This is a genomic window from Pseudomonas sp. H1_D04 (assembly GCF_054683855.1).
The window spans coordinates 5,069,825-5,095,663 of record NZ_CP162826.1; the positions used below are offsets into that span (position 1 = coordinate 5,069,825).

The following is a 25,839-nucleotide window of genomic DNA, read 5'->3' on the forward strand; positions in this document are numbered from 1 at the left end:
AACTTCAATGTATTCAATGTATTCAATGAGTTAGAGTAGAGGCATGGCTTTGTAGCCCACTCAAGTTTTTATGCGGTGAATGTCAGCAACCAGGGCATTGATCGTTTGAGGCCGAGTAGCAAAATGGTTATGCAGTGGATTGCAAATCCACCTACGCCGGTTCGATTCCGACCTCGGCCTCCACTCTTGAAAACCCCGTAGATTAACGTCTACGGGGTTTTTTATTGTTTGGTGAAAAGTTGGAGTCGTTCACTCGGTTAAAATCATTCTTTGCCCAGTCAGGAGTCTTCTTATGAAATGGATCAGATACTTCAACAGCGCCGCTGAGCGATACGGCAGCAGATTCTCAAACCTGCAAATCCGCCTCTTGGCTGCATTCCTGCTGGTCGTTCACTGTTTGATGCTTTGGGCTATTCCCAGCTACACGTCGACGTTTCTCGGCGCGTTTGCAGCCACGCTTGGCGCGCTGACGGTGTTCCGGCCAGACCCGCCGCGTTGATTCATGACCGGTTGATGCGCAGCCCCTTAACCTCATCCGCATACGCCGCTAGTTTTGCCTGTTGATTTGCCAACAGTGCGCACATTCTCATCAATGCTGCCGCCTCATCCGGCGTTCTGCCTTTGGACGCCAGGGTGGTCAACTCCATGACTGACCATCCAATAACAGCCGCGGCATCTTCAAGGTCGTAGAACAATTCCTGCTGGGCGGTTCTGGGCCCGTCGAGGCCCTGTATCAAGTCTTCCATTTATTTCTCCGTTTGGTGCCGATTCAGCTCAAGGCCCATGACAACCATCCCGACTTCCGCCAAATCCGTATCGAAGGGGATTTCACCGATCTGCCGGAACCCAAACGCTTCGTAAAACCGTCGGGCGTTTGAATTGCTCTTGAGCACATCCAGCCACAGTAAGTGCTCTCCACGCTGCACTGCCTGATCGCAGATAAACTGCAAAAGTTGCTTGCCGTAGCCAAGTCCGGCCGCGGTTTTGAGGAAATAGATCTTTTGCAGCTCTGCGCCCAGCTCACCGGTGATTGGCGTTGGTGTTGACCAGTTGACCTTGGAAAACCCAATGGGTGTGCCCCGTTCATCTGAGGCGATAAGCCATGACTGACGCTTGGGCAGGTCGAGTGATCGGCTCAACGCGTCGCGTGAGAAATCCTGATCCAGGAAATCCCGCATGCCATCAGGGGACCACAAGGTCGAGAAATGCTGTTGATAGGTCTCGCAGCCCAATGCTCGTAGGCTATCGAGATCGGCTTCAGTCGCCGCACGAATATTGATCATCTAAATCGCCCCGGTTAACTCAAACCACTGCTCATACGTGTATCCACTACAACACAAACCCTACCAAGACGTTACACGAAAGCCGTGACGGACTTCATTTACAGCGGTCTTACTTTACGTACACCAAACCTTGTAAAGCAGAGAGCGTTGTCATGAAGTTGAATTACCTTACCAAGGCGGCTGTTGTTGTCGCGCTGTTGTCCTCCTTGTCGGGCTGCTGGATGTTTATGCCTCCGGGCGGTGGTGGTGGCGGCGGCCATGGCGGTGGTGGTCATGGTCAAGGCGGCGGCCCTGGCGGCGGTGGTGGTCAGCGTTAACCGTTAGTCAACGAGAGCAGGTCATGAACAATGACCTGCCTTTTTTTTGCCTGGAATAAATCGCGGACAAAGAAAAGCCCGCGATGGGGAGTGCGGGCTAAAAGGGATGTTCATTAGGAGCTGGGCCTACCCTATTCGGTCGTCTGTGAAAGGTTTGTGAAAAGTGTACGCCTCAATCCGCGCATGGCTGTATGGGGCAGTGGAGGCCATAACCCACTACTGTCGCCTGCATACAACCCCTGTTTGGATGCTGCCTCATGTTCATGTCCACCAGCCTGCTCTCAGCCTTTGTGCTGTTCGCTTTCGTGTCCTCGATCACCCCTGGGCCCAATAACACCATGTTGCTCGCCTCGGGGGTTAACTTCGGGTTTCGCCGCTCGATGCCCCATGCGCTGGGGATCAGTATCGGCTTCATGCTGCTGGTGATTTCGGTCGGCCTGGGATTGGGCGAAGTGTTCAAGGTGTTTCCTTGGGCCTACACCGTATTGCGCTATGTCGGCGCCGCGTACCTGTTGTACCTGGCGTGGAAGATTGCGACGGCAGGCGGCATGTCCGACAGCAGTGACGAACACGGCAAGCCCATGACATTCCTCGGCGCCGCTGCGTTTCAGTGGGTGAACCCCAAGGCGTGGATCATGGCGCTGGGAGCCATCACCACGTACACGCCGGCCGAGGGTTATGTCACCAACGTGCTGGTGATTGCGTTGGTGTTTGCGGTAGTGAACCTGCCCAGCGTGTGCGTGTGGGTGGGCTGTGGTAGCGGCCTGCGCAATGTGTTGCGTGAGCCGCGTTGGCTGAGGCTGTTCAACTGGTCCATGGCCGCGTTGCTGGTGCTGTCGCTGTACCCGATGTTGTTTGCCAGTTAAGCGCTAGACCGGTGAGATCGTCGCCAGCAGGCCGATGCCGATGGTCAGCACTAAAAAACCGAACAGGAAAATCGCCATCTTGGTCATAAGGCCTCCGAAGGGAAGGGAATAAGGATTGGGGGTATTGTCCGCCTTGAGCGCATTTCAATACAGGCGCAGATAACAAAGAAAAAACCGTATCAGATGGGCCTTGTACTGTTCTGCCACGGGCTTCCGGGGGCTGTGCTTTTTACAAGATCAGCGCCTGAGACAGCCAACGCATTTCCCCCTAAGATGGCGCCCACGGCATCAACAATAACAGTGGGCCAACCCTCGATGGAAAGACGTCAATTCAGCGGCGGCATGAAAGGCAAGAACCTGCGCTACCTCAATGAAACCCCGCAACCGGCATCGGTCACCCGTGTCGGCTTCCTGTTGCTCGAACACTTCTCCCTGCCGGCATTCACCCAGACCCTCGACACCTTCGTCACCGCCAACCTGCTGCGTCCCGATCTGTTCGCTTCGCGCACGTTTGGTTGGGGCGACGGCGAAGTGATCAGCGACCTGGGCCTGGTCATCCGCCCCGATGCGTGCCTTGATGCTGCTGCGCTGCATGATTTGGACTTGCTGGTGATCTGCGGCGGTTTTCGCACCGAACTCAAGGCCGGCGAGGATTTCATCCAACTGCTGCGCAGCGCTGGCGAGCGCGGAGTGCACCTCGCGGGGTTGTGGAACGGCGCTTGGTTTCTTGGCCGCGCAGGGCTGTTGCAGGGCTACCGTTGCGCCATCCACCCCGAACACCGCCCGGCGCTGGCGGAAGTGTCCAAAGCCACCGACGTCACCAGTGAACCCTACGTGATCGACCGCGACCGCCTGACCGCCTCCAGCCCTTCAGGCGCGTTCCATATGGCGTTGGACTGGATCAAGAGCCTGCACGGTAAGGCTCTGGTCGAAGGTATCGAAGACATCCTGGCGTTCGAGGAGTCCCGCTACCGGCGTATCAAACCCACTGAAAATGTCAGCGTCAGCGCGCCGTTGCGTGAAGTGGTGAAGCTGATGGACGCCAACCTTGAAGAGCCTTTGGAACTGGACCAGCTCGCCGTCTACGCGGGTCGTTCCCGCCGCCAGCTTGAGCGGTTGTTCAAGGAACAGCTGGGCACCACGCCGCAGCGCTACTACATGGAATTGCGAGTGACGGAAGCGCGTCGGTTGTTGCAGCACACCGAGTTGTCACAAGTGGAAGTGCTGGTGGCGTGCGGATTTGTGTCGCCGAGCCATTTCAGCAAGTGCTACAGCTCGTATTTCGGCTATCGCCCCTCGAAGGAGAAGCGGTTGGTCAAATAGCCGACGCCGATCCGTTGTGGGAGCGGCCGCTCTGTTCAGAATCGATCCTGTCGATCCACGGCGTAATGACGGCTATTGCAATGCAACGAATGGGCTCCGTACCCCTCATATGTCTACGAGTAACGTTTCACGACGACAGGTACCGAGCTTATGACCGCTGCTGAAAACAACCATGTGAACTGGCTGGTAGAACAATCGATGCTGCATGCGGCCCGCCAGCGCGCCAAGCTCTATTCGGGGCAGGGCCGGTTGTGGCAGCAGCCCTTTGCACAGACACGGCCGCGGGACGCCACGGCGCTCTCGTCGGTGTGGTTCACCGCCTATCCGGCCTCGATCGTGACCCGTGAGGGCGGTACGGTGCTGGAGGCGCTGGGGGATGAAACCCTATGGCATACCTTGTCGAAGATCGGCATCCAAGGCATTCATAACGGGCCGCTGAAAAAGTCCGGTGGCCTGAGCGGCACACGGCACACGCCGACCATCGACGGCAACTTCGACCGCATCAGCTTCGAGATCGACCCGCAGTTGGGCACTGAGGCGCAGTTGCAGGCGTTGACGCGCATGGCGGCGGCGCACAACGCGGTGATCATTGACGATGTGATCCCGTCCCACACCGGCAAGGGCGCGGATTTCCGCCTGGCCGAAATGGCGTACGAGGATTACCCCGGCCTCTACCACATGGTGGAAATTCGTGAGGAAGACTGGCCGTTGCTGCCCGACGTGGCCGAGGGCCGCGATGCGCAGAACCTTAGCCCGCTGCAAGTGGACGCCCTGCGCGACAAGCACTACATCGTCGGCCAGTTGCAGCGGGTGATCTTCTTTGAGCCTGGCGTGAAGGAAACCGACTGGAGCACCACGCCCGTGGTCATCGGCGTGGATGGCAAGCCGCGTCGCTGGGTGTACCTGCATTACTTCAAGGAAGGTCAGCCGTCACTCAACTGGCTGGACCCGACCTTCGCCGCGCAGCAGATGATCATCGGCGACGCCCTGCACGCCATCGACGTGATGGGTGCCAAGATCCTGCGCCTGGACGCCAACGGCTTCCTTGGTGTGGAACGAAAGCTCGATGGCACGGCCTGGTCGGAAAGCCATCCCCTGTCGATCACCGGCAACCAACTGCTCGGCGGGGCGATTCGCAAGGCGGGAGGGTTCAGTTTTCAGGAACTGAACCTCACCGTCGACGATATCGCCTCCATGTCCCACGGCGGCGCCGACCTGTCCTATGACTTCATCACCCGTCCCGCGTACCAGCATGCACTGCTGATGGGCGATGCCGATTTCCTGCGCCTGATGCTGCGTGAAATGCACCGTCAAGGCATCGACCCTGGCTCGCTGATCCATGCCTTGCAGAATCACGACGAGTTGACCCTTGAACTGGTGCACTTCTGGACCCTGCACGCCAACGACAGCTTCCTCTACCAGGGCCAGACCTTCCCCGGCAATATCCTGCGCGAGCACATTCGCGAACAGATGTACGAACGCCTGACGGGCGAGCATGCGCCGTACAACCTTAAGTTCGTCACCAATGGCGTGTCCTGCACCACGGCGAGCATCATCACGGCGGCGCTGGGCATTCGTGACCTGGACGCGATTACGCCTGCGGATATCGAACAGATCCGCCAGATCCATTTACTGCTGGTGATGTACAACGCCATGCAGCCAGGGGTGTTTGCCTTGTCCGGCTGGGATTTGGTCGGGGCGCTGCCGTTGGCGGCCGACGACGTTGAGCACTTGATGCAGGACGGCGACACCCGCTGGATTCATCGCGGCGCCTACGACCTGGTAGACCTGAACCCGGACGCAGAATTGTCGGCCGGCCAGATGCCGCGCTCGAAAAGCCTGTACGGCAGCCTGAACAGCCAGTTGCTGGACCCCGAATCATTTGCCTCGCAGCTGCAAAAAATCTTAGCCGTACGCCGCGCCTACGACATCGCCGCCAGCCGTCAGATCCTGGTGCCAGACGTGGAAAACCCGGCGCTGCTGATCATGGTTCACGACTTGCCGGCCGGGAAGGGCACGCAAATCACCGCGCTGAACTTCGGCGCGACGCCGATCACCGAAACCCTCAACCTGCCGGGTATCGCGGCGGGGATGGTGGTGGACATCATCAACGAACGGGTTGAAGGGGATCTGACGGCGGAGGGTGAGTTCACCATTACCCTGGATGCGTACGAGGGCCTGGCGTTGCGGGTTATCAGCAGCACGCCGATGTAACCCCAATCCTCCAAGCACCAAATGTGGGAGGGGGCTTGCCCCCGACCCCCGATAGCAGTGGGTCAGTTAATAAATCAGTGACTGACACACCGCTATCCGGGGCAAGTCGAATCGTCGCACCGCCCCTCCCACATTTGAACCCGCAGTGTTTTCAGGCATGTGGCCGCTTTTCAGCCAACTGAAACCGATACCCCACCCCATACAACGACTCAATCGGCGTTTCCCCAGGGCACACCTGTTCCAGCTTTCGCCGCAGGTTGCGGATATGGCTGTCCACCGTGCGGTCGGTCACCACGCGGTGGTCGGAATAGATGTGATCCAACAATTGGTCGCGGGAAAATACGCGGCCGGCGGCGCGGGCGAAGGTGTTGAGCAGGCGCAATTCAAGGGGCGTGAGGTCCAGCGTGATGCCGTCCAGCGAGGCCTGGTAGCGAGCCTCGTCGATCAGCAGGCGTGGCGCGCTGGTGTCCAGCAACTGCGGGCTGCGGCGCAGGATGGCCTTGACCCGCGCCACCACTTCACGGGGGCTGAAGGGCTTGCAGATGTAATCGTCGGCGCCCAGTTCCAGGCCGAGCAGGCGGTCCACTTCTTCGACGCGGGCGGTGATCATGATGATCGGCACCGCGCTGAAACCACGCAGGTCCTGGCACAGCTGCATGCCGTCCCGACCGGGCAGCATCAGGTCAAGCAGGACCAATTTGGGTTCGTGGGCGCGCACGGCGGGCACCACGTGCAGGCCATTGTCCAGGCACAGGGTGGTGTAGCCGGCCGCCTCGAGGTAGTCCCGCATCAGGGCGGCGAGCTTGGGCTCGTCTTCGACGATCAGGATCGGCTGTTCATCGTTCATGGTTCACAGGCTCCGGGGCAGGCGCAGGATCAGCCACAGTCCGCCATGGGGCGAGTGGTCGGCAACCAGGCTGCCATCGTGGGCGTTGGCGATGCTGCGGCAGATTGCCAGGCCCAGGCCAGCGCCGCCATGCTCGCGATTGCGCGATGACTCGCCGCGATAGAACCGCTCGAACAAGCGCGGCAACTGGGTTGCGGATACGCCCGGCCCGGAGTCGAGAAAGTCGATACGCACCGTGTCGCGGTCGACACCGACACTGATGCGCAACGTGCCGTTGACGTCGGTGTAGCGCACGGCATTTTCCAGCAGGTTGGAAAACAATTGCTGCAAGCGACTGGCATCCGCCAGCAACTCCACGGGCTGGCGCGGCAACTCTAGGTCGACCTGCAACTGGCGGGCGGTGAAGCGGTCCCGGTACATCGCCAGGCTGTTTTCGAGCAGGTCGTTCAGCAGGCATGGGGCCTTGCGGTAGGTCAGGGCACCTACGTCCGCCAGCGACAGTTCATACAGGTCATCCACCAGCTTGCTGAGCATGCTGACTTCGCCTTGCAGCGACTTCATTGAGCTTTGGTCAAGGCTGCGCACACCGTCCTCGATCGCCTCCAGTTCGCCACGCAGTACCGACAGCGGGGTGCGCAGTTCATGGGAGACATCGGCCATAAATTCTCGGCGCATTTTCTCGTTGCGCTCCAAGGTGTAGGCCAATTGGTTGAAGTCGCGGGACAGTTGGCCGACTTCGTCGTCGGAGGCCACGGCCACGCGACTGCCGTAATCGCCGCTGGCCAGACGGTGGGTGGCGGCGGCCACGCGCTTGACCGGCTCCAGCAGTGTGCGGGCGATCCACCAGGCTATCAGCATCGCCAGCAGCAACGAGAACACGCCCATCACCAGGCTGGTGCGCAGTTGGTACTGCTGGAAGCGTTCGCCGCCGGCTTCGGTCACGCTCTGGAATGGCGTGACGGCCAGCCAGCCGACGGTTTCACTGTTCACCACCACGGGCTGTACCAGCGCATCTTCGCCAATGGCCGGGTAACCGGTGACGCGTTTCTTGTCTTTATCGAGGAGGGCGATGCGAAACAGTGCACCGGTCAAGTCCGAGGCCAGCGGGGGGCGCAAATCATCCGTCGCACGCGCGGCATCCGGGTCGGGCCGCATGACGTCAAACCAGCGATCCGGCCGATTGCGCAGAAAGTCCCAATTGCCCTCACGTTGGTAAGCCGTGGCCAGGCGCGGCACCACCTGGGCCATGCGCTCCATTGCCTGCTCATTGATAAAGCCCAAAAACCCCCGACCAAAACTCCAACTGGTGGCCAGGCCCATGCTCAGGATGACCAGCAACACACCGGCCAGCACCGCGACAAACAACTTGGTGGAGATACTCAACTTCATGAATGGGGGCCGTAACAAAAGGGACGCGTCCATTTAGGCCCCCACGGACGAAAGATTCAACCCAGGTCGGCAATCTTCAATTTTCCTGCACATTTGCCTTGCAGCATGAGGGTAAGGCTTGCACCACCCCGTCTTGCAGAGGCAACTATGTTGACCAAATTCTTCGCCAAATACCTGGTAACCGCCGCGGTTCTCCTGTCCCTCATCATTCTGGTGCTGCTCGGCGGCTGCTCGGCTGGCGACCCCGCGCCCGAAGTCGCTGCCCCCAAAGTCTCGGTGATCACCGTGGAACCCAAGAGCCAGGTGCGGACCACTGAACTGGCCGGGCGTACCCAGGCCTTTATGGTCGCCGAGATTCGCCCGCAGGTCGGCGGGATCGTGCAACAGCGCCTGTTTGTCGAAGGCGCCGAGGTGAAAGCCGGGCAGGCGCTGTACCAACTGGATGCGGCACCGTACAAGGCGGCGCTGGCTGAGGCCCAGGCGAGCCTGGCCAAGGCGCGCGCCACGTTGAAGTCGGCACAGACCACCGCCGCGCGTAACGCCCAGTTGGTGAAGATCGACGCCATCAGCCAGCAAACCAACGAGGACTCACAGGCCACCCTGCTGACCGCCGCCGCTGACGTGCAGGTGGCCCAGGCCGACCTCGACACCGCCCGCATCAACCTGGCGTATACCCGCATCACGTCGCCGGTCGCGGGGCGCATTGAAACGTCTACCGTGACACCCGGTGCGCTGGTGGTGGCCAACCAGGACACCGCACTCACGACCGTGCAGCAACTCGACCCGATCTATGTGGATGTGACCCAGTCCACCACCGAATTGCTGGCCCTCAAGCGCGACCTGGCTAGTGGCGTGTTGCAGGCCAACGGTGACGGCGAGGCCCGCATCAGCCTCAAGCTGGATGACGGCAGCGCCTACAACCACGACGGCCGCCTCAAGTTCAGCGGGGTCAGCGTCAACCAGGGCACCGGCACCGTGACCTTGCGCGCGGTATTCGACAACCCGGAGCATTTGCTGATGCCCGGCATGTACGTGCGCGGCGTGTTGGAGCAGGCCCGCGATGACCAGGCGATCCTGATCCCGCAAAAAGCCGTGAGCCGCAGCGCCAGCGGCGTGACCTCGGTGTTGCTGGTGGTTGACGGCAAGGTCGAGCAACGCGTGCTCACCGTTGACCGCGCCGTGGGCAACCAGTGGTGGGTGACCGCCGGTTTGAAGGCCGGTGACCAGGTGATCGTCGAGGGTGGGCAAAAAGTCCGCATCGGCGCCGTGGTCCAGACCCAGGCCGCAGATGCCGGCGCCCTGGCGCAGGAGGGTTGAACATGGCGCGTTTCTTTATTGATCGACCGATTTTCGCCTGGGTCATCGCCATCGTCATCATGCTCGGCGGTGCGTTATCCATCAGCCAGTTGCCGCTGGAGCAGTACCCGGACATCGCGCCGCCCACCGTGCGTATTTCCGCCACCTACACCGGCGCGTCGGCCAAGACCGTCGAAGACTCGGTGACCCAGGTCATCGAGCAGCAAATGAAAGGCCTGGACAATCTGACCTACATGTCCGCCTCCAGCAGTTCGGCGGGCAGCGCCAGTATCAGCCTGACCTTTGGCGCCGGCACCGACCCGGATGTGGCGCAGATGCAGGTGCAGAACAAGCTGCAACAGGCCGAGTCGCGCTTGCCGCAGTCGGTGCAGAGCGAAGGCCTGACCGTGACCAAGGGTGGCTCGGACTTTTTGATGATTGCCGCCCTGGCGTCGGATAATCCCAGCGTCACCGGCACCCAGATTGGTGACTACATCTCCAGCACCTTGCTCGATTCCATCAGCCGTATCGACGGCGTGGGCGACGTACAGACCCTCGGTTCTGGCTACGCCATGCGCATCTGGCTGGACCCGGCGCTACTGGAAAAATACGCGCTGATGCCGTCGGATGTGAGTTCTGCGCTGGAGGCGCAAAACACCGAAGTGTCAGCCGGCCAACTCGGCGCATTGCCGGCGGTGAAGGGGCAGCAACTCAATGCCACCATCAGCGCGCGCAGCAAACTGCAAACGGCCGAAGCGTTCCGCAACGTGGTGATCAAGTCCAGCAGCGACGGCGCGGTAGTACTGCTCGGCGACGTGGCGACCGTGGAGTTGGGCAGCGAGAGCTATGACATCAACTCGGCCCTCAACGGCAAGCCGGCCGCCGCCATGGGCGTGCAACTGGCGGCGGGCGCCAATGCGCTGGACGTGGGCGAGGCAGTCAAGGCCAAGCTCAAGGAGCTGGCGCCGTTTTACCCCACTGAAATGCAATTGAAGAACGTGATCGCCTACGACACCACGCCCTTTGTGAGCCTGTCCATCGAGGAAGTGGTCAAGTCCCTGGGCGAGGCCATCGTGCTGGTGGTGCTGATCATGTTCCTGTTCCTGCAAAACCTGCGCGCTACGCTGATCCCGGCGATCACGGTGCCGGTGGTTCTGTTGGGCACGTTTGGCGTGTTGGCGTTGTTCGGGTACTCGATCAATACCCTGACCATGTTTGCCATGGTCCTGGCCATTGGGTTGCTGGTCGACGATGCGATTGTGGTGGTGGAAAACGTCGAACGGGTGATGGCCGAGCAGGGCTTGTCGGCCCTGGCGGCCACGCGGCAATCGATGGATGAAATCACCAGCGCGTTGGTCGGCATCGCCCTGGTGTTGAGTGCGGTGTTTATTCCCATGGCGTTTTTTGGGGGCTCCACCGGGATTATCTATCGGCAGTTTTCGGTGACCATCGTCTCGGCCATGGTGCTTTCGGTGGTGGTCGCAATGACTCTCACGCCAGCACTGTGCGCCACGCTGCTCAAGCCAGGGCACGCCGTTCAACGGGGCTTTTTCGGCTGGTTCAATCGTTCCTTTGATCGTTGCTCCCGCGCGTATGAAGCGTTGGTTGGCGGTGTCCTGCAACGCTCACGCCGCAGCCTGGTGGTGTACGCGCTGATCGCCGCAGCCATGGCAGCGGGTTACGCCAGCTTGCCCACCTCGTTCCTGCCGGATGAGGATCAGGGCATTCTCATGGCGCAAATCCAGCTGCCGGTAGGGGCCACCGACAGCCGTACCCAGGCGGTGTTGCACCAGTTCGAGCAGTACATGCTCAAGCAGCCGGAAGTCGAGGCGATGATCAGCATCAGCGGCCTGGGCATGGGCGGCAACAGCCAGAACACCGCGCGCGCGTTTATCCGCTTGAAGGACTGGAGTGAGCGCTCAGACGATGCCGCCACGATTGCCCAACGCGCCACGTTGGCACTGGCAAGCATTGGCGATGCCGATGTGTTCGTGATGCAACCGCCCGCCGTGCGCGGCCTGGGCCAGAGTTCAGGGTTTGATTTGCAGCTCAAGGACCTCGCCGGTCTTGGCCACGATGCGTTGGTGGCGGCGCGCGAGCAGTTTATTGCGCTGGCCAGGCAAGACCCGCGCCTGCTGGGCGTACGCAGCAATGGCCTGGACGACGCACCGCAACTCAAAATCAGCATCGATGACCGCAAGGCGGGGGCCTTGAGCCTGAGCACCAGCGACATCAACAGCACCTTGTCCACGGCGTTGGGCGGCACGTATGTGAACGACTTCCTCAACCAGGGCCGCGTGAAGAAGGTCTACGTGCAGGGCGACGCCAGCACCCGCATGCAAGCGGCCGATCTGGATCACTGGTTCGTGCGCAACAGCAACGGTGAAATGGTGCCGTTTTCGTCATTTGCCAGCAGTGCCTGGAGCTATGGCTCGCCTTTGCTGGAGCGCTACAACGGCACATCCTCCCTGGAAGTTGTAGGCGACCCGGCGCCCGGCGTGAGCTCCGGCGCTGCGATGGACGCGGTGGAAGCGATTTCCCGGCAACTACCCGATGGCATCGGCTACGAGTGGACCGGCCAGTCCTACCAACTGCGTCTTTCCGGCTCCCAGGCGCCGTTGCTGTATGCGGTGTCCATCCTGTTTGTATTCCTGTGCCTGGCCGCGCTGTACGAGAGCTGGTCGGTGCCGTTCTCGGTGATTCTGGTGGTGCCGCTGGGCATCGTTGGCGCGGTGTTGGCCACGCGATTGACCGGGTTGAGCAATGACGTGTACTTCCAGGTCGGCCTGCTGACCACCGTTGGGCTGGCGGCGAAAAACGCGATCCTGATCGTCGAATTTGCCAAGCACCTGCAAGAGCAGGGCAACAGCCTGCGCGAGGCGACGCTGATCGCCGTGCGCCAGCGCTTGCGGCCGATCCTGATGACCTCGCTGGCCTTCATGTTCGGCGTGCTGCCCCTGGCCGTGAGCAGTGGCGCAGGTTCCGCCGGGCGTCGCGCCATCGGTACCGGTGTGCTGGGCGGCATGTTCAGCGCCACGGTGCTGGGGATCTTCTTTGTACCGCTGTTTTTTGTGTTGATCCGCCGCCGCTTTGGCCGTGTCAGCACGACGCCCACTGTCGAAAAAGGTGACGCATGATCCGCTTTCTCTGTCCGTTAGTGGCCGCCTTGGTCCTGAGCGGCTGCATCAACCTGGCGCCGCACTATCAACAGCCTGAAGCCCCGGTGCCTGGCGAATGGCAAGCGGGCGTACAGGGTGAGGTGCCGGCCGACATCCAGTGGCAGCAGTTCTTTACCGACCGCCGCTTGGCACAACTGCAAACCCTGGCGCTGGCCAATAACCGCGACCTGCGCCTGGCCAACCTGAATATCGAGAAGGCCCAGGCGCAATACCGTATTCAGCGCGCCGCGGCGTTCCCTACCATCGACGCCAGCGTCAGCGGTACTCACAGCCGCACGCCGGGTTCGCTGTCCAGCAGCGGCACGGCCGTCACCAGCCACGACTACAGTGCCCAACTGGGGCTGAGCAGCTATGAAGTTGACGTGTTCGGCCGCGTGCAGAACCTGCAGGACGAAGCGCTGGAAGACTACCTGGCGCTGACCGAAACCCGGCGCAGCACGCAAATCAGTCTGGTGGCCGAAGTGGCCACCGCCTGGCTGACCCTGGCCGCCGACAACGAGCACCTGCAACTGGCCGAGGAAACCCTGGCCAGCCAGCAATCCACCTACGAACTGACCCAGCGCAGCCACGCCCTGTGTGGTTCCACGGCGTTGGCTGTGGCCCAGGCGCAAACCACCGTCGAGTCAGCGCGGGTCGATGTGGCCGAGTATCAGAGCCAGATTCTCCAGGACCGCAACGCCTTGCGCCTGCTGGTTGGCAGCGACATTCCCGACGCCCTGCTGCCCGACACCCATCTGCAATCGGCGGCGGCGTTGGTGCAGGTGCCGGCCGAGCTGCCATCGAGCCTGTTGCAGCGACGCCCCGATGTACTCGCGGCGGAGCACAGCCTCAAGTCCGCGAATATCGACATTGGCGCGGCCCGTGCGGCGTTTTTCCCCAGCATCAGCCTCACCGCGAATGCGGGCTCCGCCAGTTCGTCACTGTCCAGCCTGTTCAAGGCCGGCAGCGGCGCCTGGACCTTCGCCCCGAGCATCAGCCTGCCGATCTTCGATTCCGGCAGCAACCGCGCGACCCTGGATGCGGCCAAGGTCGAGAAAGAGATCCAGGTGCAGACCTACCAGCAAACCCTGCAAACCGCATTCAAGGAAGTCGCCGATGCCCTGGCCGTGCGCAGCACCCTGGACCAACGCCTCACCGCCCAGCAAGCGCTGACCGATGCCAGCCAGAAGAGCTACGACTTGTCCGACGCGCTCTACCGCGCCGGCTCGCAAAGCTACCTCGAAGCCCTGGACTCCCAGCGCTCGCTGTACAGCGCCCAGCAGGACCTGATCACCCTGCGCCTGGCGGAGCAGAGTAATCGGGTGAGTTTGTATAAGGTGATGGGGGGAGGGTGGCAGTAGGTTAACGCTACAGGGCGGCGGATTGCGCCGCCTGCAACACCCGCAACACATTCCCACTCCAGATATTCGCGATCTGCGCCTCGCTATACCCGGCATCCAACAACCGCTGGGTAATTACCGGCAACTGGCTGACATCTTCCAGCCCGGTCACGCCACCGCCGCCATCCCAGTCGGCGCCTATGCCGACGTGATCGGGGCCGGCCACTTCGAGCAAATGCAGCAGGTGCTTCATGAACACATCGAGGCTCGCCTTGGGTTGGGCGAAGCGTTGGTTGAGGGTGTCGCGTTCTTGGTAGAGCGCCTTGATCTGTTCTGGACTCAGGGCGGCAAGGTTGTGAAAGCGTGCACCGAGGGCGGCCATGGCTTTGTTGCGTTCCGGGTTGGGCGTGAGAGGGATCAGGTAGTCGCTGTAGGCGTTGACTTGGATGACACCGCCCTTGGCCGCCAGTTGGCGCACGCGGTTGTCGTCGAGGTTGCGCGGGTGCGGGTTGACCGCGCGGCTGCTGGAGTGGGAGGCGATCAGTGGGGCGCTGGACAACGCCAGCATCTGGTCGAACACCGCGTCGCTGGCGTGGGACACGTCCAGCAGGATGCCCAGGCGGTTGGCTCGCTGCACCAGGTCGCGGCCCTTGGGGCTCAGGCCTTTCCATTCCGGCAGGGCGGTGGCCGAGTCGGCCAGGTCGTTGTTCATGAAATGCACCAGGCCGAGCATGCGCAGGCCTTGGCGGTAGTAGGTGTTGAGCAAATCGGGATCGGAGCTCAGCGGGTCGGCATTTTCCATGCTGATAAACACCACGCGCTTGCCTTGGGCGGCGATGCGCCGGGCGTCGTCGGCGGTGAGGGCCAGGGCAAAGCTGTCGGGGTTGCGGTCGATGACGTCGCGGATGCGCGTGAGGGTGGCCAGGCCATACGCGCTGGCGTAGGCACGGCCTTCCTCGGTGCGTGGGCCCTGAGGGGTGTAGACCGCAAAAAAGCCACCATCCAGGCCGCCTTCGCGCATGCGCGGCAGGTCGACCTGGCTGCCGTCCTGTTCGTAGTCGTGGCGCTCCAGGATGTTCCAACCAGGGCGGGTCAGGGTCAGTGGTGTGTCGAGGTGGCTGTCCAGCACCAGCAGGCGCTGGTGCAGGGCGAGGGTCGTGGGACTCACTTGCGCGTGGGCCAGAAACGGCAACAAGGCGAGGATCAGCAGGCGCTTGGTCATGTTCAAAACTCCATGCTCAAGGTGCTTTGGAAGGTGCGCGGCGAACCCGGTCGGAACACGGCGGGGCCGCTGGTGCTGGTGAGGATGTAGCCCAGGTAGTCCTTGTCGAACAGGTTGTCGACGTTAAAGCGCAACTTGACGTTTTTCAGCGGGCCGTAATGCACGCGCTCGCCGCCCAGGTCCAGGTAGGCGTTGTACAGGGTGTAACCGGGCACCGATTCACTGTTGGTGAAGTTGCTGTAGCGCTCGCCGATGTAGCGCGCCGAAAAGTTAAGCAACGCCCACGGTGCCAGCTCGTAAGTAACCCCGGCCTGTGCCAGCCAGCGGGGGCTGTCGGGCACGTCATTGTCACGGATCGACAGGCCGGCGGCATCGTTCTGGAAGGTGGATTTGTTGTAGGTCAGGTTGCCGTTGAGCACCACCTTGTCGGCCAGGATCGGTGGTTTCCATTGACCGCTCAGCTCCGTGCCGTACGCCTGCACCTTGCCGACGTTCTGGTAGTAGGTTTCCACCTGGCTGCTGCCGGGCACCGCCGAGGCAAAGGCTTGCAGGCGGTTGTCGAAGTCGGTGCGGTACAGCGCCCAGGCGGCGTTGAAGGTCGGACGGTTGATGCGATAGCCCACCTCGTAGTTCTTCGCCCGTTCGGCATCCGGCGGCGGTGCGCTGGGGCTGGCAGCGCGGAAAATGTCGTCGGCGCCACGGGGCAGGGCCATGTTTTCCGAGTAAGAGGCGAACACTTGGGTGTCGTCGGTGAGGTTGTAGACCAGCCCGGCCTGGGGCAGGAAGGCGTCGTTCCATTGGGTACTGAGGCGCGGTTGGCGATTGTTGATGTAGTCACCGGCGTTGCGATAGCCCTCGATGCGGTACTTGAGGTTCAAGCTCTTGAAGCCGAATTGCAGGCGCAGGCGATCATCGAGCAGGGTCCAGGTGTCCTTGAGGTGGTACTGCAACGAATTGCGCGTGGAGCTGAAATCCCCTTGCAGGTGCACCGGTTCATTGAACAGCGGCTCGCCAGCCGGGCTGCCATCGGTGAGGTTGTAGCGGCCTTGCTGGCGGTTGAACACATCGGTCTCGGCCCACAGCCCGGTGTCGATCTGGTGTTGACCCACTTCCCATTGCAGCCCGGTACGCCCCCCGAACCGGTGCCCGCTCAGGGACGACAGCCCGTATTGCACGCCTTTGGGGGCGAACAGACCGTCCACATTGCTTTCGGCATTGTGCAGCGCCAGGGAGGTGGCGTAGGCCTCGGGCGACACGCCAAAGCCCTTCTTGGCTTCGTAGTAAAGGGTGGTGTAGTTGAGCAGGTCCGGGCGGATCTCGAACTGGCCGCCGAGGCTGTACAAGGTGTCGCGCCGCTGGTTCACCGCCTGTTTGTAGAACTGGTTGTAGCCGGTGTTGCTGTAGCGCACACCCGGCACGCTTTCGGGTAGATCGGGAAGGCTGTCCAGGTAGGCGAAGTAACGGCCCGAACGCCCGAAGGGGTCGTTGGCACTACCGTCGTACTGGGCGATGCTGACGTAGGGCGAGTCATAGTCGTAGAACGAGTTGTGCACCGCGCGCAGCCACACTTCATCGCGATCACCGAAGCGATAACGCACTTTGGCCTCCAAGTGTTCGCGATCGATGGTGCCGGGGCCGCGCCACAAGTCACCGTCGATTTTTGAACGGCTGAAATACGCTGACAGGCCTTGGTATTCGCCGCTTTGCAACTTGACGAAACTGCGCCGCAGACTGTCGCTGCCCAAGGTATAGGACAGGCTCACGCCAGGCTTCACCGTGGGGTTGCTGGTCTGGTAATCCACATACGGACCCAGTGACGCATAGCCCGATTGCGACACATCCCCGGCCCCGGTAGAGGCCGTGACCCGTTCGGTGTTTTCGTTGTCGACGTAGCGATAGATCGGGCTGCCGCCAAACTGGTCGGTACGGCCCAACGGCACGCCGTCGATGGAAAAACCGATCTGCTGCAAATTGAACGCCCGCACGAACACCGAGTTGCCGAACTCATACAAGCCCAGCGCATCGTTGACCTGCACGTTGAAGCCCGGCAGCGCTTCGAGCATTTTCAGCCCCGAGGTGCCCGCCGGCGCCGACAGCAGCGCCTGGTGCGAGATGCTCAGGGTGTTGCTGATCTTGTCTTCGCCGATGGCGGCGCTGGCTTCGGTGACGCGTGCGCCGACCACCTCGACCTTGCTCAGTTGCGGTTCGGTGGAGCTGGCGGTTTGCGCGGCCCACGTGGAGTCGGCCAGCAGCAGGCTGGCGAGCAGGGTTTTACGGTACTGAGCAATCATTGTTCGTCCTTGGTTGGAATGTTAGAGCCCGGCGTGGGCCTGGGCGAGGAAGTCGGGCCGGGCCCACTCATGCACGCTGAAGTCGTTCTGCAAGAAACCGCGCTGCACCAGGAAATCCTTTTTCAGCTCCAGCGCGGCGAGGTTCTGCGGGCCCAGTTGCGGTACAAAATCCAGCTCGGCGATGGCCTGGCGGATAAACCCGGCATCCGGCAGGAACGTCACGCGGGTGAACAACTCAGCGGCGGCCTCGCGGTGCTGGTTGATCCAGCGCCCCGCGCGGATCGCCGCACGCAGGAACGCCACGACTACCTGCGGGTGTTGTTCGGCAAAGGCGCGGTTGACGGTGGTGGCGTAGGGGCCGTTATGGTTTTTCAGGGTCCAGTCGGGGTAGCGCTCCAGGTCTTCGATCACCGTGAATTCACCGCTGGCGAGCAACGCCGGCACGTGCCCGGCGGCGATATGCACCGCCTCCACACGGCCTTCAGCCAATGCACGGACTTCCTGGCCCGGCTTGCCGTGCAGGCCGTGCAATTGCGCCCAGAACGCCGATGGCCGTGCGGCCGGCTGCAAAGTGTGGGGATCGCCTTCATCCTCCAGCTCGATCAGCCGCACCTGGGACGGTTCCAGCCCGGCCAGTTGCAGCGCATTGAACAGGCCATGCTCGGCCAGCGCCTTGAGCACATCCACCCGCGCCTTGTTACGGCTGACCGGGACGCCGATGCGTTTGCCGAATAGGTCCGCGACCTGGCGGATACGCCCGTCGGCGCGTACCAGAATCTGCCCGGCGCGTTGGCTCGCGGTGGTGGCCACCAGCAGCGTGTCGGCCTGGTCCGCACGGGCCCACAGGGCGGGCACGGCGCCGCCGTCACGAATCAACCGCGACTCGCCATGGGTGAAGTGCGGCAGCCAGCCCTGGTTATCGGGCAGCGAGCGCAGGTAGACCGCTTCGGCACCGACGCGCTGGTACTCCTCATCCAGCCAGCCGAGCTCCACGGCGATGTTGGACGCGACCAGCAGCGGGCAAATGCTGTAGTGGGTGGGCAGTGTTTGGCTCATGGCAGACTCCTTGGGGCAGGTGGGGTGACAGTCAGGCGTTCAAGGCCTTGTTGCAGGTCGGCGATCAGGTCTTCGACGGCTTCAAGGCCCACGTGCAGGCGCAGCAACACGCCGGGTTCAATCTGGGCCGAAGGGTGGCGTTGCTGCTGGCGGATCAGGCTTTCGAAACCGCCCCAACTGGCGCCCATGGCGAACAGCCGAAGGCTTTCCAGAAAGCTTTTGGTTTGCGGTTCTGAGATGGGTTTAAGCACCACGCCGAACAGGCCGGTGGAGCCGAGAAAGTCGCGTTTGAACACGTCGTGTCCCGTCGCGCCCGGTAAGGCCGGATGCAGCACTTGGGCGACTTGCGGACGCTGTAGCAACCACTGCGCAACGGTCAGTGCCGAGCGCTCGTGCTGGCGCAGGCGCACGCCGAGGGTGCGCAGGCCACGCAGGCCCAGGTAGGCGTCGTCGGCACTGGCGATATAGCCCAGCTGACGCACGGTGTCGCGCACGCCGGGGTAAAGCGCTTGCGTGGTGACGATCACGCCGAGCATCGCGTCGCTGTGGCCCACCAGGTACTTGGTGGCGGCATGGATCGAGATATCCACGCCGTGTTCAAACGCCTTGAAAAACAGCGGCGTGGCCCAGGTGTTATCGAGCATCAGCAGCGCGCCATGGGCGTGGGCCGCGTGGGCGAGGGCGGGAATATCCTGCACTTCGAACGTGCTTGAACCGGGCGCTTCGGCATACACCAGGCGTGTATTCGGGCGCAGCAAACCGGCGATATCCGCGCCGAGCATCGGCACGAAATAGCTGGCCTGGATGCCATAGCGCGGCAGGATTTGGTCGAACACCTGGCGCGCATGCCAGTAGCAGTTGTCGGTGACCAGAATATGGTCGCCGGCCCGCGCCACGGCCAACACCGCACCGACAATCGCCGCCAGGCCGCTGGGCATGATCAGCCCTCGGAAACCGCCCTCCAATTCGGCCACGGCGTCTTCGAACGCGGCGGTGGTGGGGTTGCCGTTGCGTCCGTAGATATGCCCGCGGTAGTGCGGGTCGTCGGCCTGCTGGAGGTGGTTTGTCAGGGTGCTGGTGTCGGGCCAGATAAAGGTCGAGCTGCGATACACCGGGGTGTTGACGGTACCGGCATGGTTGGCCGGATCACGGCCGAGGTGGGTCAACAGGGTGTCGTCGCGCATGGTCGTGGTACTCGTCGAAAGGCTCATTGGCGTTCCAGCCGTTTGGCCCAGCGTGAAAGGGGATAGATGTAGAGAAAGAACGCGATAAACACCACGCCATAGGCGGGCAGCAGCAGGTCGCTGCGCAATTGGCTGGAGAGGTGCGATTGCAGGGTGGTCATCAGCTCTTCCACCCCCAGCAGATTGGCCAGGGAAGTGGACATGGTCACCGCGCAATACAGGTTCATCCACGGCGCTACCAGGCTTGGCAGGGTCTGCGGAATGATCACGTAGCGCAGGGCCTGGCCGTGGCGTAGCCCCAAGGCCTGGGCGGCCTCCCACTGGCCCGACGGCACCGCGTACACGCCGCCGCGCACAATCTCCGAGACGTAGCCGATGGCGGGCAACGCCAGGCCAAGCGCGACTTTCAGCCAGTCCGGCAACTGCCACCAGCGCCCGGCCCACTGCACTTCGTAAGGCAGCAAGTAGGCCACGTAAAACATCACCACCAGCCAGGGCAGGTTGCGCAGCAAACGGCTCAGATGTCCGGCACCACGGCGCAGAGCCGGGCGAGCACTGACTTGCAGGCTGCCAAGCAGGACGCCGAAGACCGTCGCCACCAACATGGCGGTGACGCCCATCAGGATATTCAGGCCAAAGCCTTGCAGCAGCGCCGGGGCCCACTGCCACAGCAGCATCAGTGGCGAAGGTTCAGGCAGCATTCGGCAACTCCTGGCCCGGCAGGCGCAGGTGATACTCCAGGCGGCGCAACAGCCAACTGCTGAGGCCGATCAACAACAGCCAGACCAGCAACAGCACTTGCATCATCTCGGCGACGTTGAAGTTATCCGACCAGATTCGGTTGCTCGCATAGAGCAACTCCGGCACCGCGATCGCATAGGCGATGGAGGTGGACTTGATGGTCTGCACCACCGTATTGCCCATCGCGGGCAGGCTATTGCGCAGCGCCAGCGGCAGCACGATATGGCGCAGCACGGTGCGCTCCTGCATACCCAGAGCGGCGGCCGCCTGGAGGGTGGCGCGTGGCACCCCATCAATCCCGGCGCGCAGGTTCACTGCCTGGAACGCGCCGCTGTGCAGTGCGATCACAATGATCGCCCACTGCGTGCCGTTGAGCAGGCGCACCCCGTCCACCAACGGCAGTAACGCACCGACGCCGAAGTAGAAAAAGAACAACTGCACCAACAGCGGCGTGTTGCGAAACAACGCCACGTACGCGCCGCTGATCCCGCGCCACAGACCTTGGCGCGAACCCAGGCCGGCGGCGCCGACGACACCGATCAACAGCGACAGCGCGATACTTGCCAGTGACAACAGCAAGGTCAGGCCCAGGCCCAGCAGAAAACGCTGACGGTCTATCGGGTCCCAGACGATGCTCAGCGACAGGCCATGCTGCTCCAGCCACAGGCGCAGGCTGACCTCACTCATGGCGTGCCTGCGCATGCTGCTGCGCGACCCAGGCATTCGGCGCCAGACCGTAACGCTGCTCCAACGTGATGATCAGACCCTTGGCATGCCAGCCTTCGACAATGTTCGACACCGCCGCCAACAACTCCGGCTGGCCCTTGCGCAGGGCAATCCCCCACGGCGCCGGTGCCTGCCCCGGCAGCTTGACCTCGTAGTCGGCCCACTCAGGTTGACGGGCGAGGGCGCTGTACAACGCATCATCCCCCATCGCCCCCAGGCAACGACTGTCAGCCACCGCCTTGCGCACCTCGGCGGTGCCGTTAAACGACGCGAACTGCACGCCGTAGCGGCTTTCGAATGGCCGCACCCACACACTTGTGGCCGGCGCGCAGAGCGTCTTGCCGCGCAGACTTTCCCAATCGGGCACCGCCGTACTTTTCGGCGCAAACACCGTGGCCGCCGAGCTATAAAACCCCGGACTGGCAAAATCCACCTCCCGACGCCGGGCTGGCGTGTCCAACAAGGACGTCACCAACACCTCGCAACGTCCCTGATCGAGAAACAACAAACGATTGAGCGGATTGACCTGCACCAACGACAACTTCAACGGTTGACCGACCCGAGCAGACAACTGCTGCTGCAGATCAACAATCAAATCCATGATCAACCCACTGGGCTTGCCCTGGGCATCCAGCATCTTGAACGGAGGAAACTCATCACTGGTGCAGACATTGAGCGTGCCACGGGATTGAGCCCGTTCGAGCAAAACCTCGGCGTGAGCCGAAAGCACACTGAAAGCAAGCACCGCCGCAACCATCACTCCGGCCGGCCGAAAGCCCGCAAAGCGATGCTTTTGATCCGGCTTTTGACCTGGCTTTTGATCTACAGCGCCCCGTCGACCACGCTGGCCGGAGTGAGGGCATGCCGAGCCTAGGCGAGGCACCGAGTGGTGGGGCGAGAGCCTTTTGCTTACTTTTGGGCTCTTCCAAAAGTGAGCCGCTGTAAGAGCGGAACCCAAAGCCGCCGTTACCGCAGCAACGGAAATGCACACCGATAACCCACGACCGAAAGCAAGTCGAATCGTCGCACCACCCCTCCCCAACCCAGACCGTGCCGTGTCAGTCGCAACACCGCTCATGTCGCACTCCACCCCAACCGCGACCGCTGCGCCGCGCCACTGGGAAACGGCTGCGGAGTACCGAGTTGCTGCGCCAAAAACGTCAAATACGCCGCCTCCTCCAAATTGATCAACAACCGCGTAACCGCCAACACCCCCCGCTCGGACCAGGCAAACGGACCATGATTAGCCAGCAACGCCGCCGGCGCCCGCGGATGCTCGCGCAACGCCGCCACCACCGGCTCCGGCGCATACCGCGGCCCCCACGCCGTCAGTGGCACCTCCTGGTCCTCATCCAGAATCCCCAACAACTGAGAGGCATGGGCCCGTAAAGGCCGGCCCGCAATCGCAAACGCCGTCAGATACGGCGAGTGCGTATGAATCACCGCATTCACCTGGCCCCGCTCGCGATAAATCGCCACATGCAGTGCCGCCACCTCTTTGAGGTTGTCAGTCAGGCTGCCCTGGCTGCGCTGCAACTCGAAATCCACAATCGCCGCCACACCGCTGTCAGCCCCGCTCAACGAGGCAATCACCAGCCGCTCTTCGCCGGGAACACGCAGGCTGATATTTCCCGCCTCATTCCCCGACAGCACCTGATGCTTGATCAGCAACTGCTTGGCCAGTGCAAAGTCATGCTCGAACTCTTGGGTAAAACGCACAGGATCAAAGCTCATGGGAACTCCTTAATGAGGGTCAGAAGCGGTAGTCGGCTTTCACGTAGTAGAAGGCGCCTTCGGCACCGGCCGGGGAGATGCTCTGGTAGGCCACGCGCCCACCGACAAAGCGGTTGGCCACGTCGATCTTGTCGGGGTAGCTGTCAAAAATGTTGTTGCCGCCCAGGGTCAGGGTGAGGGCCTGGCTGATGTCGTAGGACACGCTGGCATTGCTTACCCACTGCGCGGAAAACGTCTGGTCGCGGGCTTCGCCGAGGTTGGAATCGAGGGTGTAGGTGCCATAGCGGATCGTGTTGAAACTCGCCTGCCACGCGCCTTTACGCCAGTCGGCCCCCAGGATCAGCTTGGTATTGGGCGAGGCACTTTCCACGTAGCTGAGGGCTTCGCGGTTGATCAACGTGATGCCGGTGCCGGCGAGGGGGCCGGGGTTGTCCTTGATATCGGTGACCTGGGTCTTGCTGTAGTTGAACGCGCCGTTGAGGGTCAGTTGGCTGGCGTCGTCCAGGTCCAGACGATAGTGGGCGGCCACATCGACGCCGCTGGTCTTGGTGTCCAGGGCGTTGGTGAAAAAGCTCACGCCGGAGTAGTTGCCATAGCCTTGGCTGGCGAGGATCTGGCTGACCTGGGTGCCACTGAGGGTTTCCGACAGGGCGATACGGTCCTGAATGCGTATGTGATACGCGTCGACGCTAACGCTCGCGCGCTCCAGCGGCTGCCACACCACACCGAGGGACAGGCTGGTGGATTTTTCCGGCTTCAGGTCACTGGCGCCCAACGCCCGGGCTACCGGCGTGTTCACGCTGACGGTGCCGACCTGATAGGCCGTGGGGTCGCCGGCCTTGAATTCGGTCTGGGTCGCCGAGGTGCCGATCTGGCCCAACGTCGGCGCGCGGTAACCGCTGCTTACCGTCGAGCGCAGGCCCCACTGCGGGGTGAGGTCGTAGCGTACGGAAAACTTGCCGGTGGTCGTGGTGCCAAAATCATCGTAGTGCTCGCTGCGCCCGGCCAGGCCCAGTTGCAGTTTGTCGGTGACCTGCTGCTCCAGGCCCAGGTAGCCGCCGAACACATGGCGTGCATAGCGGCCTTCGTCACTGTCCTGGGTGCCGGGAAAACCCTGGGCACCGCCGGCACGGGTGGGCAGAACAGTTCCGTGTGTCCAGGAAGCAAGGTCGCCGGCGATCACTTCATAGGCTTCGTTACGCCACGCCAAGCCACTGGAAAACACCAGCGGGCCCGTGCCCCAGCCCACCTTGAATTCCTTCACATGGTCCAGACCGACGTTGGTTTGCTCGTTGATCAGCGCGCCGGCGTTGAAGCTGGTGGGGCTGGCAGGTCCGAGGCTGGCGTTAAGCGAATCACTGAGGTGGTAGTCGATGCGATTGCGGCCGTAGTTGGCGCTGAGATCGAAGCTGCCCAGGCTGTCATCGCGCAATTTCACCCCACCAGTGACCGACGCATCCCGCGAACGTACATCAAGCAGGGGCAGGAATCCGTTGGGGTACACGGCCACCAGGTTGTTAGCGTCGATAGGCCGGCGAAAGGTGGCCTGGGATTCACCGGTGCGGTCCTGGTAAGTGGCGAAACCATAGAGGTCGACCGCATCGTTGAGTGACAGGCCGGTGTTGAGCGCCAGGTTCCAATCCTCAAGCCCCGGAGAACCGTAGCGCCAATGACGGTCGGCATCCGCTTCGCGGGCATCTGCAGTGGGGTAGAACTGCCGGCCATCGGTGCCGCCGGTGGAAGTGCGCTCGCTGCGCAGGCCCTCGCCGCTGAGGGTGAGGAAGCCGTCGCCGGGCAAGGTGAAACCGGTCCAGCCACCGACCGAGCGGCGAAAACCATCGCCCTTGGTGTATTGGCCAAAGGTGCTTTGCACCGCGCCGCCGTGATCCTGCTCCTTGAGCACGATATTGATCACCCCGGCAATTGCGTCGGAGCCGTATTGGGCCGAGGCGCCATCGCGCAGCACTTCGATATGGTCGACGGCGCTGACCGGAATCGTCGACAAGTCCACCGCCTGGGAACCCCGGCCCAAGGTGGCTTTGGTGTTGACGAATGCCGAGGCGTGTCGACGCTTGCCATTGACCAGCACCAGCACTTGATCAGACGCCAAGCCGCGCAGCGACACCGGTCGCTGCGACGACACGCCATCGGTGCCGTTGACTTGCGGGTAGTTCACTGACGGCACCAGGGTTTCCAGGGCCTTGGCCAGGTTATCGGTGCCGCTGCGCTCCAGTTGTTCGTTGCTGATCACATCCACCGGTGCCGCACTTTGCAGGGCGGTGACATCGCTACGGCGGGTGCCGATCACTTCAACCGACTTAAGGCGTGGCGCGGCAGGTTCGCTGCTGATCGCGGCTGCGGGTGTGCTGGTGTCCGTCAGGCGATGGATCAACACGGCGCCGCTGGCGGTCTGGCTGAAGCCCAGTTGTGAACCACTCAAGGCGATCCCCAGCGCCTGCTCCTGGCTCAAGCGGCCCTGGATCGAACGACTTGCGCGGCCTTCAACCAGCGGCGGATCAAAAGCGATGGAATGGCCGCTTTGCTGGGAAATGCTCAGCAGCACTTCATCCAGGGGCCCGGCGGGAATATTGAACTCAATGATCTTGCGTACGGCGGCCGCATCGTTTTGCGCCAGCACCAGGCTTGGCAGCGCCAGGCCGCCCAGGGCCAATGCGCACGCCAGGGGCGCCAGGGTGAATCCTGTTTTCAACATGCCAATCTGCTCCGGGTCGTGATGTTCTTTACGACCTTGAGCAACTTCATGGGCTTTTTTTTCACTGCTAAGTTAGAACACTTAGTTCGGTCTCTAGATCATTTAGTTGCGCTTATAAGCTTCGATCAAACTGATCTAA

Annotated in this window: 21 protein-coding genes and 1 tRNA gene; 9 read left to right on the forward strand and 13 right to left on the reverse strand. The window is 62.1% G+C overall.

Annotated features, from left to right (window positions below; translation table 11 throughout):
* The first annotated feature begins 109 nt into the window (after positions 1-109).
* Positions 110-183 (forward strand) — tRNA-Cys (locus tag AB4N82_RS23380).
* A 109-nt stretch (positions 184-292) separates the two neighbouring features.
* A complete protein-coding gene (locus AB4N82_RS23385; protein ID WP_099602557.1) occupies positions 293-499 on the forward strand; it encodes a hypothetical protein in 207 nt (68 codons plus the stop codon).
* 1 nt (position 500) lies between these two features.
* Here the strand turns inward: AB4N82_RS23385 and AB4N82_RS23390 are convergent, their stop codons facing one another.
* Complete coding sequence (locus AB4N82_RS23390) at positions 501-746, reverse strand: hypothetical protein (protein WP_032885235.1); 246 nt, start codon at positions 744-746, stop codon at positions 501-503.
* On the reverse strand, positions 747-1,283 hold the full coding sequence (locus tag AB4N82_RS23395) for a GNAT family N-acetyltransferase (RefSeq protein ID WP_122680931.1): 537 nt from the start codon (positions 1,281-1,283) through the stop codon (positions 747-749). It lies immediately after the preceding gene.
* A 152-nt stretch (positions 1,284-1,435) separates the two neighbouring features.
* On the opposite strand from AB4N82_RS23395, the gene AB4N82_RS23400 reads away from it, so the two are divergent.
* The 4 genes from AB4N82_RS23400 to treS all read left to right on the forward strand — a co-directional run bounded on the left by AB4N82_RS23400 (position 1,436) and on the right by treS (position 6,003).
* The gene (locus AB4N82_RS23400; protein WP_163034964.1) at positions 1,436-1,600 is read left to right on the forward strand and encodes a hypothetical protein; all 165 of its coding nucleotides are present in this window, start codon (positions 1,436-1,438) and stop codon (positions 1,598-1,600) included.
* Positions 1,601-1,857: 257 nt separating this feature from the next.
* Entirely contained in the window at positions 1,858-2,466 is a 609-nt protein-coding gene (locus AB4N82_RS23405) for a LysE family translocator (RefSeq protein ID WP_095184677.1), read from the forward strand.
* 342 nt (positions 2,467-2,808) lie between these two features.
* Positions 2,809-3,789: a GlxA family transcriptional regulator gene (locus AB4N82_RS23410; RefSeq protein WP_095184678.1), complete on the forward strand. Its 981-nt coding sequence runs from the start codon at positions 2,809-2,811 to the stop codon at positions 3,787-3,789.
* 150 nt (positions 3,790-3,939) lie between these two features.
* Positions 3,940-6,003: a maltose alpha-D-glucosyltransferase gene (treS, locus tag AB4N82_RS23415; protein ID WP_122765211.1), complete on the forward strand. Its 2,064-nt coding sequence runs from the start codon at positions 3,940-3,942 to the stop codon at positions 6,001-6,003.
* A gap of 151 nt (positions 6,004-6,154) precedes the next feature.
* On the opposite strand, the gene AB4N82_RS23420 is transcribed toward treS, so the two are convergent.
* Entirely contained in the window at positions 6,155-6,850 is a 696-nt protein-coding gene (locus tag AB4N82_RS23420; protein ID WP_122765210.1) for a response regulator, read from the reverse strand.
* 3 nt (positions 6,851-6,853) lie between these two features.
* Complete coding sequence (locus tag AB4N82_RS23425) at positions 6,854-8,239, reverse strand: ATP-binding protein (protein ID WP_122765209.1); 1,386 nt, start codon at positions 8,237-8,239, stop codon at positions 6,854-6,856.
* A gap of 147 nt (positions 8,240-8,386) precedes the next feature.
* On the opposite strand from AB4N82_RS23425, the gene AB4N82_RS23430 reads away from it, so the two are divergent.
* The 3 genes from AB4N82_RS23430 to AB4N82_RS23440 are packed head-to-tail and all read left to right on the forward strand — an operon-like array spanning position 8,387 to position 14,054.
* Positions 8,387-9,556 (forward strand): efflux RND transporter periplasmic adaptor subunit, encoded by a 1,170-nt coding sequence (locus AB4N82_RS23430; RefSeq protein ID WP_122680934.1) that lies wholly within the window; start codon positions 8,387-8,389, stop codon positions 9,554-9,556.
* A 2-nt stretch (positions 9,557-9,558) separates the two neighbouring features.
* Entirely contained in the window at positions 9,559-12,672 is a 3,114-nt protein-coding gene (locus tag AB4N82_RS23435) for an efflux RND transporter permease subunit (RefSeq protein ID WP_122765208.1), read from the forward strand.
* Positions 12,669-14,054, forward strand: a complete 1,386-nt coding sequence (locus tag AB4N82_RS23440) for an efflux transporter outer membrane subunit (protein ID WP_460103223.1) — start codon at positions 12,669-12,671, stop codon at positions 14,052-14,054. Before AB4N82_RS23435 ends, AB4N82_RS23440 begins: the two co-directional genes overlap by 4 nt.
* A gap of 7 nt (positions 14,055-14,061) precedes the next feature.
* Here AB4N82_RS23440 and AB4N82_RS23445 read toward each other — a convergent pair whose 3' ends face one another.
* The 9 genes from AB4N82_RS23445 to AB4N82_RS23485 all read right to left on the reverse strand — a co-directional run bounded on the left by AB4N82_RS23445 (position 14,062) and on the right by AB4N82_RS23485 (position 25,700).
* Positions 14,062-15,255, reverse strand: coding sequence for a dipeptidase (locus AB4N82_RS23445; RefSeq protein WP_122765206.1), 1,194 nt, complete (start codon positions 15,253-15,255; stop codon positions 14,062-14,064).
* Positions 15,256-15,257: 2 nt separating this feature from the next.
* Positions 15,258-17,546 (reverse strand): TonB-dependent receptor, encoded by a 2,289-nt coding sequence (locus tag AB4N82_RS23450; RefSeq protein WP_122765205.1) that lies wholly within the window; start codon positions 17,544-17,546, stop codon positions 15,258-15,260.
* A gap of 21 nt (positions 17,547-17,567) precedes the next feature.
* Positions 17,568-18,602, reverse strand: a complete 1,035-nt coding sequence (locus tag AB4N82_RS23455; RefSeq protein WP_099602545.1) for an ABC transporter substrate-binding protein — start codon at positions 18,600-18,602, stop codon at positions 17,568-17,570.
* On the reverse strand, positions 18,599-19,813 hold the full coding sequence (gene metC, locus AB4N82_RS23460) for a cystathionine beta-lyase (protein ID WP_241089563.1): 1,215 nt from the start codon (positions 19,811-19,813) through the stop codon (positions 18,599-18,601). The genes AB4N82_RS23455 and metC overlap by 4 nt, the downstream gene beginning before the upstream one ends.
* The gene (locus AB4N82_RS23465) at positions 19,810-20,487 is read right to left on the reverse strand and encodes an amino acid ABC transporter permease (RefSeq protein WP_122753438.1); all 678 of its coding nucleotides are present in this window, start codon (positions 20,485-20,487) and stop codon (positions 19,810-19,812) included. The genes metC and AB4N82_RS23465 overlap by 4 nt, the downstream gene beginning before the upstream one ends.
* A complete protein-coding gene (locus AB4N82_RS23470) occupies positions 20,477-21,214 on the reverse strand; it encodes an amino acid ABC transporter permease (RefSeq protein WP_206073158.1) in 738 nt (245 codons plus the stop codon). Before AB4N82_RS23470 ends, AB4N82_RS23465 begins: the two co-directional genes overlap by 11 nt.
* Positions 21,207-21,998, reverse strand: coding sequence for a transporter substrate-binding domain-containing protein (locus AB4N82_RS23475; RefSeq protein ID WP_155989940.1), 792 nt, complete (start codon positions 21,996-21,998; stop codon positions 21,207-21,209). Before AB4N82_RS23475 ends, AB4N82_RS23470 begins: the two co-directional genes overlap by 8 nt.
* Before the next feature lie 329 nt (positions 21,999-22,327).
* Positions 22,328-22,987 carry a class II aldolase/adducin family protein gene (locus AB4N82_RS23480; RefSeq protein WP_095184690.1) on the reverse strand — a complete coding sequence of 220 codons (660 nt, stop codon included), beginning with the start codon at positions 22,985-22,987 and terminating at the stop codon, positions 22,328-22,330.
* Between the two features lie 19 nt (positions 22,988-23,006).
* Entirely contained in the window at positions 23,007-25,700 is a 2,694-nt protein-coding gene (locus tag AB4N82_RS23485; protein WP_122765203.1) for a TonB-dependent receptor domain-containing protein, read from the reverse strand.
* Between the last annotated feature and the right edge of the window lie 139 nt (positions 25,701-25,839).

What these genes read in the sequence shown, in the direction of transcription:
- AB4N82_RS23405 (WP_095184677.1), top strand. Translation starts at nt 1,858, where the DNA reads ATGTTCATGTCCACCAGCCTGCTCTCAGCCTTTGTGCTGTTCGCTTTC.
- AB4N82_RS23420 (WP_122765210.1), bottom strand. Translation starts at nt 6,850, where the DNA reads ATGAACGATGAACAGCCGATCCTGATCGTCGAAGACGAGCCCAAGCTC.
- AB4N82_RS23425 (WP_122765209.1), bottom strand. Translation starts at nt 8,239, where the DNA reads ATGAAGTTGAGTATCTCCACCAAGTTGTTTGTCGCGGTGCTGGCCGGT.
- AB4N82_RS23430 (WP_122680934.1), top strand. Translation starts at nt 8,387, where the DNA reads ATGTTGACCAAATTCTTCGCCAAATACCTGGTAACCGCCGCGGTTCTC.
- AB4N82_RS23480 (WP_095184690.1), bottom strand. Translation starts at nt 22,987, where the DNA reads ATGAGCTTTGATCCTGTGCGTTTTACCCAAGAGTTCGAGCATGACTTT.
- AB4N82_RS23435 (WP_122765208.1), top strand. Translation starts at nt 9,559, where the DNA reads ATGGCGCGTTTCTTTATTGATCGACCGATTTTCGCCTGGGTCATCGCC.
- AB4N82_RS23485 (WP_122765203.1), bottom strand. Translation starts at nt 25,700, where the DNA reads ATGTTGAAAACAGGATTCACCCTGGCGCCCCTGGCGTGCGCATTGGCC.
- AB4N82_RS23400 (WP_163034964.1), top strand. Translation starts at nt 1,436, where the DNA reads ATGAAGTTGAATTACCTTACCAAGGCGGCTGTTGTTGTCGCGCTGTTG.
- AB4N82_RS23440 (WP_460103223.1), top strand. Translation starts at nt 12,669, where the DNA reads ATGATCCGCTTTCTCTGTCCGTTAGTGGCCGCCTTGGTCCTGAGCGGC.
- AB4N82_RS23455 (WP_099602545.1), bottom strand. Translation starts at nt 18,602, where the DNA reads ATGAGCCAAACACTGCCCACCCACTACAGCATTTGCCCGCTGCTGGTC.
- AB4N82_RS23385 (WP_099602557.1), top strand. Translation starts at nt 293, where the DNA reads ATGAAATGGATCAGATACTTCAACAGCGCCGCTGAGCGATACGGCAGC.
- AB4N82_RS23395 (WP_122680931.1), bottom strand. Translation starts at nt 1,283, where the DNA reads ATGATCAATATTCGTGCGGCGACTGAAGCCGATCTCGATAGCCTACGA.
- AB4N82_RS23390 (WP_032885235.1), bottom strand. Translation starts at nt 746, where the DNA reads ATGGAAGACTTGATACAGGGCCTCGACGGGCCCAGAACCGCCCAGCAG.
- treS (WP_122765211.1), top strand. Translation starts at nt 3,940, where the DNA reads ATGACCGCTGCTGAAAACAACCATGTGAACTGGCTGGTAGAACAATCG.
- AB4N82_RS23465 (WP_122753438.1), bottom strand. Translation starts at nt 20,487, where the DNA reads ATGCTGCCTGAACCTTCGCCACTGATGCTGCTGTGGCAGTGGGCCCCG.
- AB4N82_RS23470 (WP_206073158.1), bottom strand. Translation starts at nt 21,214, where the DNA reads ATGAGTGAGGTCAGCCTGCGCCTGTGGCTGGAGCAGCATGGCCTGTCG.
- AB4N82_RS23450 (WP_122765205.1), bottom strand. Translation starts at nt 17,546, where the DNA reads ATGATTGCTCAGTACCGTAAAACCCTGCTCGCCAGCCTGCTGCTGGCC.
- metC (WP_241089563.1), bottom strand. Translation starts at nt 19,813, where the DNA reads ATGAGCCTTTCGACGAGTACCACGACCATGCGCGACGACACCCTGTTG.
- AB4N82_RS23410 (WP_095184678.1), top strand. Translation starts at nt 2,809, where the DNA reads ATGAAAGGCAAGAACCTGCGCTACCTCAATGAAACCCCGCAACCGGCA.
- AB4N82_RS23445 (WP_122765206.1), bottom strand. Translation starts at nt 15,255, where the DNA reads ATGACCAAGCGCCTGCTGATCCTCGCCTTGTTGCCGTTTCTGGCCCAC.